The sequence below is a fragment of the Companilactobacillus huachuanensis genome (assembly GCF_005404815.1).
In the GTDB taxonomy this organism is placed as follows: Bacteria; Bacillota; Bacilli; order Lactobacillales; family Lactobacillaceae; genus Companilactobacillus; species Companilactobacillus huachuanensis.
The window spans coordinates 13,728-30,356 of sequence record NZ_BJDF01000004.1 but is presented as its reverse complement, the minus strand read 5'-3'; the positions used below and the strand labels follow the sequence as shown (position 1 = coordinate 30,356).

General features: G+C 37.4%; 14 protein-coding genes. 5 read left to right on the top strand and 9 right to left on the bottom strand.

The annotated features are described in order from the left end of the window. Positions 1-9 precede the first annotated feature (9 nt). The 6 genes from FFM71_RS03245 to FFM71_RS03220 all read right to left on the bottom strand — a co-directional run bounded on the left by FFM71_RS03245 (position 10) and on the right by FFM71_RS03220 (position 4,804). Positions 10-765 carry an amino acid ABC transporter ATP-binding protein gene (locus FFM71_RS03245; protein WP_137610763.1) on the bottom strand — a complete coding sequence of 252 codons (756 nt, stop codon included), beginning with the start codon at positions 763-765 and terminating at the stop codon, positions 10-12. Then, positions 765-1,460: an amino acid ABC transporter permease gene (locus tag FFM71_RS03240; protein ID WP_137610762.1), complete on the bottom strand. Its 696-nt coding sequence runs from the start codon at positions 1,458-1,460 to the stop codon at positions 765-767. The genes FFM71_RS03245 and FFM71_RS03240 overlap by 1 nt, the downstream gene beginning before the upstream one ends. Before the next feature lie 31 nt (positions 1,461-1,491). Beyond that, positions 1,492-2,274 (bottom strand): transporter substrate-binding domain-containing protein, encoded by a 783-nt coding sequence (locus tag FFM71_RS03235; protein WP_137610761.1) that lies wholly within the window; start codon positions 2,272-2,274, stop codon positions 1,492-1,494. A 78-nt stretch (positions 2,275-2,352) separates the two neighbouring features. Continuing rightward, positions 2,353-3,276 carry a cysteine synthase A gene (gene cysK, locus FFM71_RS03230; protein WP_137610760.1) on the bottom strand — a complete coding sequence of 308 codons (924 nt, stop codon included), beginning with the start codon at positions 3,274-3,276 and terminating at the stop codon, positions 2,353-2,355. A 13-nt stretch (positions 3,277-3,289) separates the two neighbouring features. Then, positions 3,290-4,087 carry a homoserine O-acetyltransferase/O-succinyltransferase family protein gene (locus FFM71_RS03225; protein ID WP_137610759.1) on the bottom strand — a complete coding sequence of 266 codons (798 nt, stop codon included), beginning with the start codon at positions 4,085-4,087 and terminating at the stop codon, positions 3,290-3,292. A gap of 255 nt (positions 4,088-4,342) precedes the next feature. Further along, the gene (locus tag FFM71_RS03220) at positions 4,343-4,804 is read right to left on the bottom strand and encodes a hypothetical protein (protein ID WP_137610758.1); all 462 of its coding nucleotides are present in this window, start codon (positions 4,802-4,804) and stop codon (positions 4,343-4,345) included. A gap of 607 nt (positions 4,805-5,411) precedes the next feature. Here FFM71_RS03220 and FFM71_RS13590 point away from each other — a divergent pair. The 5 genes from FFM71_RS13590 to brnQ all read left to right on the top strand — a co-directional run bounded on the left by FFM71_RS13590 (position 5,412) and on the right by brnQ (position 12,921). Then, positions 5,412-5,861: a CNNM domain-containing protein gene (locus tag FFM71_RS13590; RefSeq protein WP_223876468.1), complete on the top strand. Its 450-nt coding sequence runs from the start codon at positions 5,412-5,414 to the stop codon at positions 5,859-5,861. Positions 5,862-5,864: 3 nt separating this feature from the next. After that, positions 5,865-6,764, top strand: a complete 900-nt coding sequence (locus FFM71_RS03215; protein ID WP_223876467.1) for a hemolysin family protein — start codon at positions 5,865-5,867, stop codon at positions 6,762-6,764. Positions 6,765-7,635: 871 nt separating this feature from the next. Beyond that, positions 7,636-9,213, top strand: a complete 1,578-nt coding sequence (locus FFM71_RS03210; protein ID WP_137610757.1) for a peptide chain release factor 3 — start codon at positions 7,636-7,638, stop codon at positions 9,211-9,213. A gap of 406 nt (positions 9,214-9,619) precedes the next feature. Next, positions 9,620-10,615 carry a glycoside hydrolase family 73 protein gene (locus FFM71_RS03205; protein ID WP_137610756.1) on the top strand — a complete coding sequence of 332 codons (996 nt, stop codon included), beginning with the start codon at positions 9,620-9,622 and terminating at the stop codon, positions 10,613-10,615. 956 nt (positions 10,616-11,571) lie between these two features. Further along, positions 11,572-12,921, top strand: a complete 1,350-nt coding sequence (gene brnQ, locus FFM71_RS03200; protein ID WP_137610755.1) for a branched-chain amino acid transport system II carrier protein — start codon at positions 11,572-11,574, stop codon at positions 12,919-12,921. 187 nt (positions 12,922-13,108) lie between these two features. Here the strand turns inward: brnQ and FFM71_RS03195 are convergent, their stop codons facing one another. From FFM71_RS03195 to FFM71_RS03185, 3 genes are all read right to left on the bottom strand, one after another. Beyond that, a complete protein-coding gene (locus tag FFM71_RS03195; RefSeq protein ID WP_137610754.1) occupies positions 13,109-14,053 on the bottom strand; it encodes a sugar-binding transcriptional regulator in 945 nt (314 codons plus the stop codon). A gap of 697 nt (positions 14,054-14,750) precedes the next feature. Beyond that, positions 14,751-15,527 carry an SLAP domain-containing protein gene (locus FFM71_RS03190; protein ID WP_137610753.1) on the bottom strand — a complete coding sequence of 259 codons (777 nt, stop codon included), beginning with the start codon at positions 15,525-15,527 and terminating at the stop codon, positions 14,751-14,753. 556 nt (positions 15,528-16,083) lie between these two features. Beyond that, positions 16,084-16,515 carry a hypothetical protein gene (locus FFM71_RS03185; protein ID WP_137610752.1) on the bottom strand — a complete coding sequence of 144 codons (432 nt, stop codon included), beginning with the start codon at positions 16,513-16,515 and terminating at the stop codon, positions 16,084-16,086. Positions 16,516-16,629: the final 114 nt, after the last annotated feature.

Below are 16,629 nucleotides of genomic sequence, written 5' to 3'. Positions count from 1 at the left end.
TTTTGAGGTTTATTTCTTCAACTGACTATCATCAAATGTAATTCCGGATAAAAAGTCCTTAATTCTAGTTGTTGGATGATTAAAGAAATCGTCAGGTGTGCCATCGAAAAGGATGTCCCCATTCTCAACGAAGACAATTTTATCAGCCACTGAACGGGCAAATTGCATGTTGTGCGTCACGATTATCATTGATTGGTCCATCTTGCTAAGTTCTTCCAGAATCAACAAGACTTGAGTTTCTAGCTCAGGATCAAGGGCACTGGTTGGTTCATCCAACAAGATATACTCAGGATTCATTGCTAAAGCACGACAGATTGAAATACGCTGTTGTTGACCACCTGATAGTTGACTCGGATAACGGTCAGCATATTCGCTGAGACCAACTTGTGAAAGTAATTGACGAGCTTGATCCTCAGTTGCTTTCTTAGGAGCCTTCAAAACGGTTTCTGGAGCAGTGGTGATATTTTGAAGAACAGTTAGGTTAGGGAAGAGGTTCCAATTTTGAAAGACCATGCTAGTTTTCTTACGAATGTCAAAACTTTTCTTCTTTGTGAGTGGTTCGGAATAATCCAGTGTTAAATCGGAAAAGCTAATTGTACCGCTCTCTGGTCTAACTAAAAGATCAAGCGAACGTAACAAGGTTGATTTACCGGAGCCAGAAGGTCCTAAGATAACTGTTGTTTTACCCTCAGGAAAGTCGACGGATAAGTTTTTCAAAACTTCTTTATCATCATATTTTTTAACAATATTCTTTAATGAAATCATTAGGCTTCACTTCCTTTAACATATTTGGAAGTTCTGCGTTCTAGATAATGTTGTAGAAGTGTCAATAATGAGCAAATGACAGCATATAAGAAAGCAGCCAATGAGTACATCAAAAGTGGTTGGAAGTTTTTGGCAGTAATCTGTTGACTGACTTGGAACATTTCCAAAATAGTGATGGAACTGGCTAGCGATGTATCTTTAACTAAGCCAATAAATGAATTGGATAGCGGTGGTAAGGCGATTCTAACAGCCTGTGGCAGCACGATCTTCATTAAAGTTTGTTTAGTCGTAAAGTTCAATGTGAAAGCTGCATCCCATTGATCCTGTGGAACTGACATCAAGGCTGAACGAATTGTTTCTGAAGCGTAAGCCCCAGTATTCAAGGAGAAGCCTATTACGGCTGCGATGAATGGTGAAAGTTGAATGCCAGCACTTGGAAGACCAAAGAAAATGATGAACAATTGAACTAGCAGTGGAGTGGAACGGAATAACCAAACATAAAAGTTAGCAATTGCACGAAGTACAAGCCATGGATATCTGATTACTTTGTTTTCACTCGGTTTGATAAATTTAATTAATGCTGTTAATACGGCTAGAATCAAACCAAATATAAATGAAATGATTGCCAGTGGAATGGTAAACTGCAACATTGCAGAGATCATTTCTGGCAATGACGTAATGATAATGTGCCACATGAAGTTTAAACCCCCTCAATTAGTTTAAAAATTATTTTTTAGTAATATCTTCACCGAAGTACTTAATTGAAAGCTTCTTCATTGTACCGTCTTTGTAAAGTTCTTTGATAGCTTTGTTAACACGGCCACGTAGGTGAGTTGATTTCTTGTTGTAGATTGGAGCAATTTTTGATGATGCAAGTTTATTGTCAGGAATAGTAATGTATTTCAAATCAGTATTCTTGTGACTTTCTTTCCAATATAAGAAAGCTTCTTTAGAGTTGAAAGCACCAGCAACACGTCCTTGGTCGATCATTGACATGTCAGTTTGGAAATCAGCTGCAGGAACTACAGTGGCACCAAATTTTTCGGCGTGATTATAGTTGTCAGTACCAGTACCGGCAGAAATTTTCTTACCTTTAATATCATCAACTGAGTTAATACCAGAACCTGGTTTAGTAATGATTACTGATTTTGAATAAATATAAGGTGTTGAGAAGATGTAGTGTTTCTCACGAGCAGGATTGATAGCAACGTTGTTCAAAACGACATCAAATGTGTTTGAGTTCAAACCAGCAATTAGTGAATCCCACTTTGTTGGAACAAATTTAGCTTTTAAATCAAGCTTTTTAGCAATAGCTTTACCAAGGTCAACCTCAAACCCCTTTAATTGACCATTATCACGATATGAATATGGAGCATAAGTTCCCTCAAGACCGATAGTTAGTGTGCCAGATGTCTTAGTATCACTGGCAGTCTTGTTACTTGAGCAGCCTGTTAGTACCAATACCAAGGCCACAATTGTAGTTAAAATTAAAGCAATTCGCTTTTTCATTATAATAAATCCCCCTATTAAAAAATCATCACTGTCTATTTTCGCATAAAATAAGTTTGGTTAAAAAGAATATGTCTCCTAAAACTTAAATAAATCGGTTGAAAGATATCTTTCACCATTATCTGGTGCAACGGTTACGACAGTTCTACCTTTGCCAAGCTGCTTAGCAATCTCAATCGCACCAAAGATATTAGCTCCGGCAGAAATACCGGGTAGAAATCCTTCTTGGTGACTAACTGCTTGTGCCATATTGATAGCTTGATCACTTGTAACTTCTATAATATCCGAATAAGATTGTTTGTCTAGCGTATCTGGAATGAAACCAGCACTAATTCCCTGAATTTTGTGAGCTCCAGTTTTTCCTTCCTTTAATAGAGGAGATTCCGCAGCTTCCAAAGCGTAGACTTTTACATCAGGATAGACCTTAGTTAGCGCATGACTGACACCTGAAAGAGTTCCACCAGTACCAACACCGGCGACGAAAGCATCAACGTTTGTGTCACCAAAAGCATCAACTATCTCTTTACCAGTTGTAGCCTCATGAATAGCGGGGTTAGCTGGATTTTGAAATTGCATAGGCATGAAGTAACCATTTTCTTTAGCTAAATCAGTAGCCTTTTGAATTGCAGCCTTCATACCACCTTTACCGGGAGTCAAAATTAACTCGGTACCATAACCTTGCATCAACTTGCGACGCTCGATACTCATTGTTTCAGGCATAGTGATTATTAGATGATAACCTTTGGCAGCAGCAACAAGTGAAAGGCCAATACCTGTATTACCTGATGTTGGTTCAACTAAAGTGTCACCAGGTTTGATCTTGCCAGCTTTTTCAGCAGCTTCAATCATTGCAAGGGCGATGCGATCCTTAATGGAACTACCAGGATTGAAAAATTCAAGTTTAACGTAAACATCAGCTGCATCATCTGGTACGACGTTGTTTAATTTAACGATTGGTGTGTCACCAATTAATTCAGTAATATTTTGTACAATTTTTGTCATAATAAAATACTCCTTAACATGTAGTTAGTTTGTGTGATGTAACGGTTTTTAACCAGTTATTGTAGAATTGTGATTGTGTCTGTTGCCAAGCAAATGTTGGTTGATGATCAAGTGGAGAATAGTAATTGCTAGCAGGCAATGGGTCAATGACTTTGGAACTATTGAGTTCACGGTGATATTCTTTGTCCAGACCGTCACGCTGATATTCCAAATGTGAGAAGAGAAAGGTTTGATGTTTCATATTTGTTGATTCAACCAAAGTCAGCAGACCGTTCTGACTGACAGCAGAAATTTTTAAATTTGGTTCATTGTTCAGTTGTTCGTGACTCATTTCAGCATAACGTGCGTGAGGTGATGGGAAATTGTCAGAAACATTTTTTAATAAGTCTGAATCGGTTAAGATTTGATTTTGAAAAATACCGAATGTCTTGTGTGGCAGAATTTTTTTGTCGATGTCATATAAACGATTAAGGGCAGCCATGGCGCCCCAACAGACATAGAGCTGGGGGATGTTTAATTGGTCGAGTAAATCGATCAATTCATTGATTTCATCAAAGTATGAAACTTGAGGAAAATCTAATTTTTCAACGGGACTTCCCGTAATAATAAATCCATCCAAGTTTGGGATATCGTTTAAATCTAGTGGGGACATCTGCGAAGTGACCTTAGAATTAAGACTTCGGTCGACGTAACGGGTAGCAGAGTAGTAGAATTTTAATTCTACTTGATTGCCTAGAATAGTTTGGAAATTGTCCATAGTTTCGGTTTTGTTCTGCATTAAATTTAAGATTCCAATTTTGATATGTTCCACAAGTAACTCCTTTCTAAGCAGCTAAGAACACAAAAAAGCGGAGCTGACTAATGTCAACTCCGCTTGATAATTTTAGTTTTCACTACTTGATTATCAATTGAGTGGTATTAGGCATGTTGAAAAAGTATAGTAATGTTTTTCCATTACTACACAACAACATGATTCAACTTGTTTTTGATTAAAATTCAACATGTCCGATTCCTCCTGCAATTAAGTTGTTTCAAATTTACAATGACTAATTAAATAAGTCAAGTGTTATTTTTTCTTTTCGGTATAAATCGATAAGGATTCAAATTCAAGATATGATGCCAAAGTTAGTGATATTACTAGGATCAGTACTAACCAACCTAAGGTTCTGCCTAAGATAATTGTTAATGGCATAAATTTAGCAACTAAATAAATGCTGGCAACTGAAAAGAAGAAATCAACAACCAAATTGGCGCCGATTACCAATCTACTTCTTTCCAAAATAAAGAAATTAAGTAAATCTTTTAACAATTTTCCAGTCGAACTACGATACATGATCAACACAGGACGCTGGGCGATAACCTTGACTGCAAACATTCCAAAAGCTCCAACAACACCACCGACCACAATTCTCCACGTTAAAGCGTGCAAAACCAAGGAGTTGTACGAGACTCCGATGATTGATAAACAGAGAATGTAAGGGATGATGAAAAAGAACAGGTAGATCACAGCAATTTTTTTGTTAGACATATTAAGATACTCCCTATATACTGATAGGTCTATTCTATCATTAATGACGAGAAGATTCGATGTATGTATGTTGATGATATATAACCAGATTCAAGTTTATTTATTGTTTTTTTTACTCTTAGTTATATCAGAGTTGAAAATATGTCGTAATTTAAGATTGATGGGATTAATGACTGGGATAATAAAATAGAACTGAAGTTTGAAATCCTCAGGGCCTTAAAAATCAAAACTAACCATGAGCCAGTACTATATGAAAAAAATGAAAAGCCATAAGTCTATGACAGTTTTCATCGATTAAGCTGAAAGCTAAACGTAATCTATTTGAGATTGAGAAACCAATGATAGAGATAAATATAAGCCTGTTTTATTCAGTATAAACATCTAACACTTATTGTTGAATGTTTGAACACCTGTTATAATTGTTTTGTTTATACTTAACTCAAGAATTGTTAGTTTTGGATTTACTTTGAAAAGTTGAAATTATCCAGAAGAAACGAATATTTCCACGTGCAGTGAATCGTTTTTATTGCAGTTGGAAATACTCGTTTCTGGAGTTAACAAACCAGTTAGGTATTTAAGTTTACATATGAAAGAGAGTGCGAGTTAAATGAGTGGTGACTCTTCTGGAGCGTCGCTTTCCGGGCAGCTGATTTTAATAATTGTTTTGACAATATTAAATGCTTTTTTTGCAGCAGGCGAGATGGCGATTGTTTCTGTTAATAAGACGTCCGTTGAGGAAAAGGCTAAACATAGCCGTGGAGCTAAGAAAATTCTTCAAATGATCAACGAACCAAATAAATTTCTGTCAACGATTCAAGTGGCAATTACTTTAGCAGGATTTTTATCATCTGCTAGTGCCGCTACGACATTGAGTGTTTGGATGGAAGGTATTATAGGAGATTTTCCTGGTAGCCGGGAAGTTTCAATAGTAATTATAACGGTGATTTTATCGTTTATTACTTTAGTTTTAGGGGAATTGTATCCGAAGAGGATAGCGTTACAACGGCCATATGAGGTGGCAAGTTTCACGCAACCAATGATCAGTTTGTTCGGCTGAATCTTGAAGCCTTTTGTCTGGTTACTAGATTCAACTATCGATGTGTTGATGAAAATCACACCAATTGATTTCAGTAAAAAAGACGAACCGATTACTAGAAATGAAATGATTGCAACGCTGAAAAAGTCTCGTAATACCGGGACTATCAATTCTGATGAGTATCAGATGTTACAAGGAATTATCCGATTTGGTGATAAGACCGCTCGTGAAATTATGGTTCCAAGAACCGATACTTTCATGTTGGATATCAATGATTCAGTCGATAAGAATATCGATTCTATTCTAAGTCAGCCATATTCAAGAATTCCTGTTTATGGTGGCGACAAGGATAATGTGATAGGTATTATCCATATTAAAGATTTGTTGAAGCGTTCTCGTGAGGTCGGTTTTGACAATATTAATTTGAAGTCAATTATGAAAGATCCGTTGTTTGTTCCGGAAGCTACTAACATTGATAGTTTACTTTTGAAAATGCGAAGTACCCAGACACAAATTGCCATGGTCGTTGATGAGTATGGTGGAATCGTCGGTTTGGCAACAATTGAAGATATTCTTGAAGAAATTGTTGGTGAAATTGATGATGAATACGATCCCGTAACGAAGAATTTCCAAAGACTCGGAGCCAACAAATTTTCAGTTGTCGGTTTAATGACAATTGAAGATTTCGATGAACTCTTTGAAGAAGAGATCCACGTTGATTATGTTGATACGATTGCGGGATATTTAATAATGAATCTGGGTGAAATTCCAGATGCTAAACATCCTCAATCATTTGAATTAAGTGATGGTACGGTTATTACGTCAGGTGAATTGAATGGTTCGAGAATTGAAAATGTTATCGTGACAGTACCTGACAGCAAATTGAAGAATGTTACTACTAACATGTATAAAGAGAAATACTAACAGTATTTCTTTTTTTTATGATGGAGGCCGCCGGAGGTGTCGAGTGATGGAGCCCGCTATGCGACTGGTGCGAGCCAAGGTCTCGCGCCTCGATTTTGAGCTTCGCAAAGACCGCGAATCTCAAAATACGTCGGTGGAGTAAGGGATAAATCCCTAACTCCACTTGCACAGCAGGTCTCCATCACTCGACACCTCCGTAATGTATTTTGTGTTGATTTAGATTATAAACTGAAGGATGAAAGTTTAGTTAAGTATGCCGTTTCCAGACCGGTGATGTAATTTAAAGCACTAACGCCACTTTCGCTGCAAAATGAATACTCTCAGCTCTTCCAACTAGTTTTTTAATGTTGGTAACGGAATTAAGATTTCTGATTATTTAAATAAATTAACTCTAAGCTGTAATAACAATGGTTAGATTGATTTTTCACCTTTCAACCTTTAGTTATAAATATTAATCGCCTTTAATAATGTTTTCTATAATATAATAGATGAATGGTGTTATTAACATTCATTAATTCGTGTAATGAATGCAATACGTTAAAATATGATGTGGATTTGTCATGTAAGCTACATGCAAGAAACCTTTGACTATTGTGTATAATCCAGTAGGAAACTTAAAACTAGCCGGAGGGAGCCAGAAATTGAGCCAGCAGTGAAGGTGGCGTTATGGCTTTAGCCATTACACCACAGGACGAGTTTTGAGATTCGCGTACTTTGCGAAGCTCAAAATCGAGGTCTGAGACCGTACTATGGCTCAGACCGGTCCTCACAGCAGGCTTAATTTTCTGGCTCCCTCCGGCGGCATATCCCAATAACAAAAAATCCTTAAATTTATGACAACCAAAAAAGAAAGGAACTTCAATAAATTAATATGGATCAAAAACAATTAGAACAAGAAGTTAACAAACGAAGAACCTTTGCTATCATCTCTCACCCGGATGCTGGTAAAACAACTATTACAGAACAAATGCTTTATTTCGGTGGTGTAATTCGTTCTGCCGGTACCGTTAAAGCTAAAAAATCTGGTCAATTTGCAACTAGTGATTGGATGGAAATTGAAAAGAAACGTGGTATTTCTGTTACCAGTTCTGTAATGCAGTTTCATTATCACGACAAGGATATCAATATTTTGGATACCCCAGGACACGAGGATTTCTCTGAAGATACTTATCGGACTTTGATGGCTGTTGATGCAGCGGTCATGGTTATTGATTCTGCTAAAGGTATCGAACCTCAGACTAAGAAATTATTTAAAGTTGTTAAAAAACGTGGCATTCCAATCTTTACATTCATGAATAAATTGGATCGTGATGGACGTGATCCACTTGACTTGATAGCTGAACTTGAAGAATTACTTAATATCGAAGGTTGCGCAATGAATTGGCCTATCGGTATGGGTAAGGAACTGAAGGGTCTCTATGATATCAGTAATAACCGTTTGGAACTTTATCGAAAAGATGGCGATGACCGTTTCTTGTCATTAAACGACGATGGTCAATTGGCTGAACACAATCCGATCGAAGAAGAGGGCGTTTACGAACAAGCTCTTGGTGAAGTTGATTTGATCAAAGAAGCTGGTAATAAGTTTGACTTGGCGAAGGTTCAGGCCGGTAATCAAACTCCAGTTTTCTTCGGCTCAGCTTTGACAAACTTTGGTGTTGAAACCTTCTTGAATACCTTCCTAGATATGGCGCCAGCTCCTGCTGAACATATGGAAAAAGATGGCACTGATATTGTTAAACCAGATGATCCAGAATTCTCTGCCTTTGTCTTCAAAATTCAAGCTAATATGAATCCAAATCATCGTGATAGAATTGCTTTTGTCAGAATCTGTTCCGGTGAATTTGTTCGAGGTATGGATGTAACATTGCAAAGAACTGGTAAGGTTATGCGTTTGAACAATGCGACTGAATTTATGTCTGACCAAAGAGAAACTGTTAAGTCAGCCGTTGCCGGTGATATTGTAGGTTTATATGATACTGGTAATTTCCAAATTGGCGATACAATTTACGAAGGTAAAAAGTCAGTTCAATTTGAAGATTTGCCACAATTTACACCTGAAATGTTTATGGAAGTTCAAGCTAAGAATGTTATGAAGCAGAAATCATTCCATAAAGGTATGCAACAACTAGTTCAAGAGGGTGCAGTACAACTTTACAAGAAATATACAACTAATGACTACATCTTGGGTGCAGTTGGACAACTTCAATTCGAAGTATTCCAGTTTAGAATGAAAAATGAATATAATTGTGATGTTGTTATGAAACCTATTGGCTCTAGAATTGCTCGTTGGGTCGATCCTGAACAGTTGGATCAATCAATGTCTTCAACTAGAAATATGCTAGTGAAAGATTTGGATGACAAGCCACTATTCTTATTTGAAAATAGATTTGCGGAAAACTGGTTTGCTAACAAATATCCAGATGTTAAGTTAACTTCAAAATTATAGAAAATCGCTGAATGGCGGTTTTTTTTATTGTAAAATTTTAGTGGTAGTGTAAAAACTCACAAAATAAAAGGAGGCGACAAATACGTTCAATAAGGCCTAGATGGCGTGCTATAAGGGGATTTTCTCAAATAATATAACAATATAATTCCAACTACCGATTATTTTATTTGTTATACATTGAAATACTTTTGTGATTATTGCTGGAATTTTGACTAAATTTAGATTTCTTTCCGTAACTAACTATAAGAAATCTTTAGGTTCTTAAGGAATTCTTAAAGTCAAGTGGCAAAAAATTACAATTTATTTTCGAATGTTTAATTCTTGTTACAAATTCCAGGTTTTGTTGAAACTACTTTTTTTAAATAGTAGTCTATAACTAGATTATTTATTAAGGGGAAACCATTCTATGTCTAAAAAAAATCTACTAACTAGTGCATTAGTACTTGGCACATTAGCTGCAACTGCGACACCTTCAATCGTGTCTGCTGCAACAACAAATGATGCAGACTCTACTGCAGCACAAACAAGTACCGAACAAGTAAATAATAAATCACAAGATAATAGTTCAAATGTCATTGCCGGCTCAGCCCAAAAAGCTGATACAACAGTTGCTACTTCAGCCACTGTTCAAGCTGCCAGTGAATCACTAAATAACGCACTAAATACAACCGCAGTTATTCAAGCTGCTACAGGGGCAACAACGGCACAACAACAAGCATTCTTGAGTTCAGCTGTTCCAATGGCTCAAAAGGCTGCTTCACAATATGGCCTTTATACTTCAGTTATGTTGGCACAAGCTATCCTTGAAAGTGGCTGGGGTACTTCAACTTTGGCTACACAAGGTCATAACTTGTTTGGTATTAAGGGTGACTATAACGGTGCCTATGTAACAATGCCAACTTCTGAATGGAGTGCTTCACAAGGCTGGTATACAATTAATGCCAACTTTAGAAAGTACCCAAGTTACTATGAATCATTCGCTGACAACGGAGATAAGTTGCGTAACGGTGTTTCATGGAACTCAAGTTATTACAGTGGTACATGGACAGAAAATACTAAGTCATATAAGGACGCTACTGCTTGGCTACAAGGAAGATATGCAACAGCTCCTAACTATGCATCATCATTGAACAACTTGATTCAAACATACAACCTGACTCAATATGATGGCAACGCTGAAACAAACGGTGGTGCTCAAAGTAGTGTTATTACTGTTAACAACACAAATGGAAACTATGTAAAACTTTTCGCATTTGGTAGCGATGGCACACCAACAACTGTTACAAACCGTGGTTTAGCTAACAAAACACCTTGGTATACTGATCAAACAAAGACATATAACGGTCACACATATTACCGTGTTGCTACAAACGAATGGGTTGAAGATACATATTTGGCCTAAATATATTTTGGCAATACTAAGACATTCTCTTTACGATGAGGATGTCTTTTTTTAATGCCGCCGGAGGGGACGAGGGATGTTGACCGCTATGCGACCGGTGCGAGCCAAGGTCTCGCGCCTCGATTTTGAGCTTCGCAAAGCCCGCGAATCTCAAAATGCGTCGGTGGAGTAAGGGATAAATCCCTAACTCCACTTGCACAGCAGGTCAACATCCCTCGTCCCCTCCGGCTAGAGTCTTAATTGATTGGTATTGAAGTATGCCGTTTCCAGAGCTGAGAGCATTCAATTGCTGCGCGGAACGGCTCGAGCCAAAGTTCGGTCTCGAACCTCGGTTGAAGCCTCGCAAAACCCGCGAGTCTTCAACGCGCCCGGTGGTGTAATTGCTGAAGCAATAACGCCACTTTCGCTGCAAATGAATACTCTCAGCTCTTCCAACTAGTTTTTTATGGGCGGAACAATAAAATGAAGATTTCTGAGTATTTAAATAAATTAGCTTCAGGCCTGTAATAGCAATTGTTAGATTAATTTTTCACCTTTCAACCTTTAGATATTTAAGGAAAAGAATAAAGTTTATGCTGTGGATAAGTTTTGTGTTTGCCTTTCATTCTTAATATCATCAATCAGAAATTTTAAAGCAGTAAATGGATATATCAATAATAAGTGAACAATTTTAATTTAAAATACACTAGCCTCAGAACGTCAGTAATGCAGACCGCTGTGAAAGTGGAGTTGGCGCTTTAGCGCTTACTCCACAGGACGATCTTTGAGACGCGGTTTTCGGCTCAAAGGCGAGATTCGAGACCGTACCTCAGGCTCGAACCGGTCCTCATAGCGGTACTGCATTACTGACGGTCTGATGCGGCAGGCGACAGAATATATTTGAATATAACAGTTGTCCTAACGGCCAGACTCGCTTATTATATTTAGATGGACTTTTAATTAAGAGAGTGAAATTAATGAATGAAAAACTAACTTGGAGAAATTTATTTTTTATAGGATCAATGCTATTTGGATTGTTTTTTGGAGCGGGAAACTTAATTTTCCCGGTCTTCTTAGGGCAACAGGCGGGTAGTAACGTTATTTATGCAATTATAGGGCTGTTGATAACTGGTGTCGGATTACCTCTGCTTGGAGTTGCAAGTATGGGTATGACTGGAAGCAACAGTGTCTTTGATCTTGCCGGCAAAGTTAATCGGCCGTTCGCCTACATTTTTACAATCCTGCTTTATCTAACTATGGGCCCCTTATTTGCGATTCCACGGTTGGCGACAATATCTTTTCAACTGGGATTGGCACCTTTTGTGGATAAGTCGAAGCAAAGTATCAGTTTGTTAATATTCTCAGCTGTCTTTTTCATCGTCACATTGTGGTTAGCTAGAAAGCCAAGTAAACTGATGGTTTATGTTGGTAAATGGTTGACTCCGATATTTTTAGTTTTGTTAGGAATATTGATTGTTACTGCTATGATAAAACCTATGGGTGGTTTGCATGCTGTTCCGCATGGGCAATATGCAAAGAGTCCGGTTTTGGCTGGTTTTACTGAAGGTTATAATACGATGGATGCTTTGGCCTCACTAGCATTTGGGGTAGTAGTGATTGATACGATTAAGTCATTAGGCGTGAAGCACCCAGGTCAAATTGCGAAGGATACTATTCGTTCAGGTTTTATTTGCGTAATTTTAATGGGAATCATTTATGCTTGCTTAGCATTGATAGGAACGATGAGTGTGAATAAATTGCCTTTAGCTACTAATGGAGGGGTGACTTTAGCACAGGTTTTCAACTACTACTTCGGATCATTTGGTAGTATCCTATTGGCATTGATTGCGATTATTGCTTGTTTGAAAACGTCTATTGGGTTGACCTCATCTGTTGGTGAAACGGCCAAAGAAATGTTTCCGAAATTCAACTATCTAGTTGTCTTGATTGTGGCAGGGATTGTGTCATTTTTAGTTGCCAATATTGGATTGACACGCCTGATCAATTATTCAACGCCAGTTTTAATGTTCTTATATCCACTAGCGATGGTATTGATTATCATTGCAGTTTTGACACCTTTACTAGGTGATTCAAAGTGGATTTTTGGGTTAGCAACGTTATTTACAATTATTCCAGCGTTATTTGCCGGAATTGAAGCCTTACCAAAGAATTTGCAAACTAATGGTTTTGTTCAGCAGATTTTAGTTTGGAACAGTCACTTGCCACTGGCCGAAATGAGCCTTGGTTGGGTGGTTCCCTCGCTGATTGGATTAGTTGTAGGGTATATTGCGAGTCGAATTTATGGCGGTAAAAGTATAGAAAAATAGAATGGATTTACTGAATTGGACGTACATTTATGCAGTAGAATCGCAGAACATATGATTTGATGTGTTTTAAATCTCCAAAAGAACTTAAGTAAATTAAATATCTACATTTTAGAGTCAAAAAAGAGGCTGTCTTCCACTTGAAATGAAAGTGAATAGGCAGCCTTTTTTTCTTATTATTAATTGTAAATCATAATTCAGCTAACAATTTGTTTGCAGTGGGTTCGTTTAAAATTATGTCAGTGAAATAGTTTCCCTTTAATGTTGCGCATAGTGCTGAAGATTTGAACTTGTCATTGACGATTGTTACACGATTTGGAATTGTCAAAATTTTCTTAAGACTTAATCCAAAAACTTTATCATTATCCTCATCAACCAATAACTTACCTGATTTATCAATTGGACGACCATAAGCCATGGCTGCAACTTTATCAGGAGCAACATTTGGAAAGAGTATTTCTCGACTATTATTCCAGGCCCCAATGCTGTTAACAGAATCCAGAGTACCAACGCTAGTGAAAATTAAATCAAGCCCTTGGGCTGCAGTAAGTGTCGGTTGGATGGCCGGCTCTTGTGCCAATAGATTTCTGACATCTGAGCTGAGAATGTAAAGTGGTGCTTCAATAGTCCTATATTTACCGTTGTAGCGGGAGGCAGCTTTTTGAACTAAGGGCGTTGTACCTGATAATGAGTTACGCTTACCGTTCTCACCGATGAATTGCGTGAAGACTACGTTATCTCTGGCGGTAGTTTGAAATGAATCGATTACGTGATAAATAGTATCGCCCCAAGTTAAACCAATTGTTTTCTTACCATCAATTAAATCTTGGAGATACTTGGCAGCGAAGGAATAAAATCGATCGTTTTCGTGAGCAATATCTTCAGTATTTTTCAAAACGTAAAAATTATGATGCGGAAAATTCAGGCGGAGTTTACTTTCCAAGTCAGAACTTCGTGAAAAGGGGGAACTAATATTTATAGTAACTATTTTTTTGTCGATTGCTTCTGACAAATATTTTGATATTTTATAGCGACTAATATTGTATTTTTTCGAGATGTCACCCAAGTTCAAATGCTTTAAATAATAATCTTGAGCCAAATCTACTAATAATGACGTGTTTTCTTCTTGGGTCATGGTGACTCTCCTTTGCTACATTATAAGTTACCCTATTTATCAGTTGATTTCAATTTTGCGAGTTTGGCTATATTAAAATTATTATGAAGAGCTATGTAAAGTGATAATTAATTGTGCGGTTTCCAGAGTCGAGAGTATTCCAGCTAGTTTGTTTTGTTGATGGAAGGGAATAATAAAGCGAAAACCCTTAATTGTTTAAATAAATTAGCTCGAGGCCTGTAACAACAGCGCTTATATTAATTTTTACCTTTCAACATTGGTTATAAATGTAAAATTTTACGGGTGTATCAATATGCAAATAAGGGTCATAAAAAAGAAGCTGTTCTTCACTTGGGGTTTTGCGCAACTCCAAGTGTAAAAACAACTTCTTTGTTCTTATCACCAATTACATAAACAGACATGTAACATAATAAATCCTAATTTGGTTCATCTATAGATAATTTGACTATTTAAATATTTTATCCAAATTAGTCGGAAGAGCTGAGAGTATTAACCGGCTGTGGGTGTGGCGTTAGGACTTTACTGTTACACCACCGGGCGAGTTTGGAGACTTACCGGTTTATGGTAAGGCTTCAAACCGAGGATTGAGACCGCTCTTCAGGCTCGGTCCGGTCCGCATAGCAGGTTAATATTCTCAGCTCTGGAGACGGCACTCATAACTAAACTTTATTTTTTGAAAGACTATAATTAGGACTTTTTAGTTAGTCGTAACGTCAGTAATACAAACATATTCGTTATTTGCGACGCGATAATAGCCTACTTTGTCGATAACAATAAAATTATCAGTGATCCAAGCTGTTGCAGGGCCTAATGCGTAACCAGCAATTGGTTGACCAGTTTGATCGTAAACTTGTGCTGGACCAGCAGTATTAACGGTCACTTTATTAACATTTTGCGCTACTGGTTGACTATTCTTGAAAAGATAAACATCGTTGGCTTTGACGAATTCGTTAGTTGAAATGCTGTAGAAGGTTCCACTTGGGAGGTTATTTTGAATTCCAACTTTCCAAACCGAATCCTTTGGTAAGGCCCGTGTCATGGGGTTACCATTCATGTCATAAAGTTGGGCTGTATCCGCGGCCACTGTTACCGTGTGATCTCGTAAAAGAATTTGTCCCATAGCTTGATCATTATTTTCAGCGATTCCAGGCGTATTGATAATGATTTGGACATCGGCTGCTTTAACAAATTCATTTGTAGCAACACGATAGTAAACGCCACTATCAAGGGTATTTTGATAGTCCGCTTTCCATTCAGTATCAAAGTTAAGTGTTCGAGAAATAGCCTGACCATTTTGATCATACAACTGTGCATGAACCGAAGTGATTTTGATTGTTGCATCGCCGATAGCAGATAAACCGGTGTTGATGCGAGTATCTTGAGCTTGGACTACTGTAGTGGTCAGCGTGCTACTAGTGCTAGCTCCAACAGCAAGAAGGGATGCTACAAGTAAACCTTTTTGAACATATTTCATAAAATGAAACTCCTTTAATAAAATTATTACAAGATTAAATTATAAAGATTTGACGGTCAGAATTTGTATACGTACTGTAGATTTTGAGCAAATAAGTCGATTAAATTTTTCTAAAAAAATTGTAATTTGGTTGCTTATAAATTGATTAATTTTTAGAAAGCTAAAGGTTGAAAGTTTAGTTAAGTATGCCGTTTCCAGATCTGAGAGTATTCAACTGCTGCGCGGAACGGCCCGAGCCAAAGTGCGGTCTCGGACCTCGGTTGAAGCCTCGCAAAAACCGCGAGTCTTCAACACGTCCGGTGGTGTAATTGCTAAAGCAATAACGCCACTTTCGCTGCAACTGAATACTCTCAGCTCTTCCAACTAGTTTTTTTTGACGGGGACAATAAAACGAATACTTCTGGTTATTTAAATAATTAGTTCTAGATTTGTAATGACAAAACGTTACTTTTTTCGTTGAACCCAAAGAGACACTGCAATCCAATTCTGGTTTGCAGTGTCTCTTTGGGTTAATGCTCAGAAGCCGACCAAGTTTTATCGGTACTAGCTAATCTTATTAAAGCCAAGTGCTGTCGTTTACTTGAACGATTTTATCTTTTGAGGATTTGTAATAAGTGATTTGGGTGAATTCATCTTGATTGCCAATAGAGTAGACCGTTCCTTCTGACAGATGCTTGGTTAATTTTTTGCCTTTGAGATTATATACGGATGTTTTGGGGGTAGTAACCACTAGACGAAAATCGTTGGGCGTATCCGTTTCAATCATATCTGCATCGGACTGATCATTTTTAGTTACAATTTTAATATCGCTGGCTTTGACTAGTTCATTCTTACCGACACGATAATAGAATCCGTCCGGAGTTTTATTTTTAAATGTTGAAGTATTCGAAGCTGCCTGAACTGTTCCGGTAACCGCAGGAATACTTGTTATACCTGTGCCAATTGCTAACAATGAAGCGAATAGGATTACTTTGTTAAGTGATTTCATAATATTTACCTTCTTAGATATTTAGATGTCATTGAAGAAAAAATATGTTCAACGATAATAAGGACTTATTAATATCCTGTTATCAAGAAACATCATAACTTATCAAACCGCTAA

Excerpts from the sequence above, each read along its gene's own strand:
- cysK (WP_137610760.1), bottom strand. The coding sequence starts at position 3,276 with ATGACAAAAATTGTACAAAATATTACTGAATTAATTGGTGACACACCA.
- FFM71_RS03210 (WP_137610757.1), top strand. The coding sequence starts at position 7,636 with ATGGATCAAAAACAATTAGAACAAGAAGTTAACAAACGAAGAACCTTT.
- brnQ (WP_137610755.1), top strand. The coding sequence starts at position 11,572 with ATGAATGAAAAACTAACTTGGAGAAATTTATTTTTTATAGGATCAATG.
- FFM71_RS03220 (WP_137610758.1), bottom strand. The coding sequence starts at position 4,804 with ATGTCTAACAAAAAAATTGCTGTGATCTACCTGTTCTTTTTCATCATC.
- FFM71_RS03235 (WP_137610761.1), bottom strand. The coding sequence starts at position 2,274 with ATGAAAAAGCGAATTGCTTTAATTTTAACTACAATTGTGGCCTTGGTA.
- FFM71_RS03190 (WP_137610753.1), bottom strand. The coding sequence starts at position 15,527 with ATGAAATATGTTCAAAAAGGTTTACTTGTAGCATCCCTTCTTGCTGTT.
- FFM71_RS03245 (WP_137610763.1), bottom strand. The coding sequence starts at position 765 with ATGATTTCATTAAAGAATATTGTTAAAAAATATGATGATAAAGAAGTT.
- FFM71_RS03185 (WP_137610752.1), bottom strand. The coding sequence starts at position 16,515 with ATGAAATCACTTAACAAAGTAATCCTATTCGCTTCATTGTTAGCAATT.
- FFM71_RS03195 (WP_137610754.1), bottom strand. The coding sequence starts at position 14,053 with ATGACCCAAGAAGAAAACACGTCATTATTAGTAGATTTGGCTCAAGAT.
- FFM71_RS03240 (WP_137610762.1), bottom strand. The coding sequence starts at position 1,460 with ATGTGGCACATTATCATTACGTCATTGCCAGAAATGATCTCTGCAATG.
- FFM71_RS13590 (WP_223876468.1), top strand. The coding sequence starts at position 5,412 with ATGAGTGGTGACTCTTCTGGAGCGTCGCTTTCCGGGCAGCTGATTTTA.
- FFM71_RS03205 (WP_137610756.1), top strand. The coding sequence starts at position 9,620 with ATGTCTAAAAAAAATCTACTAACTAGTGCATTAGTACTTGGCACATTA.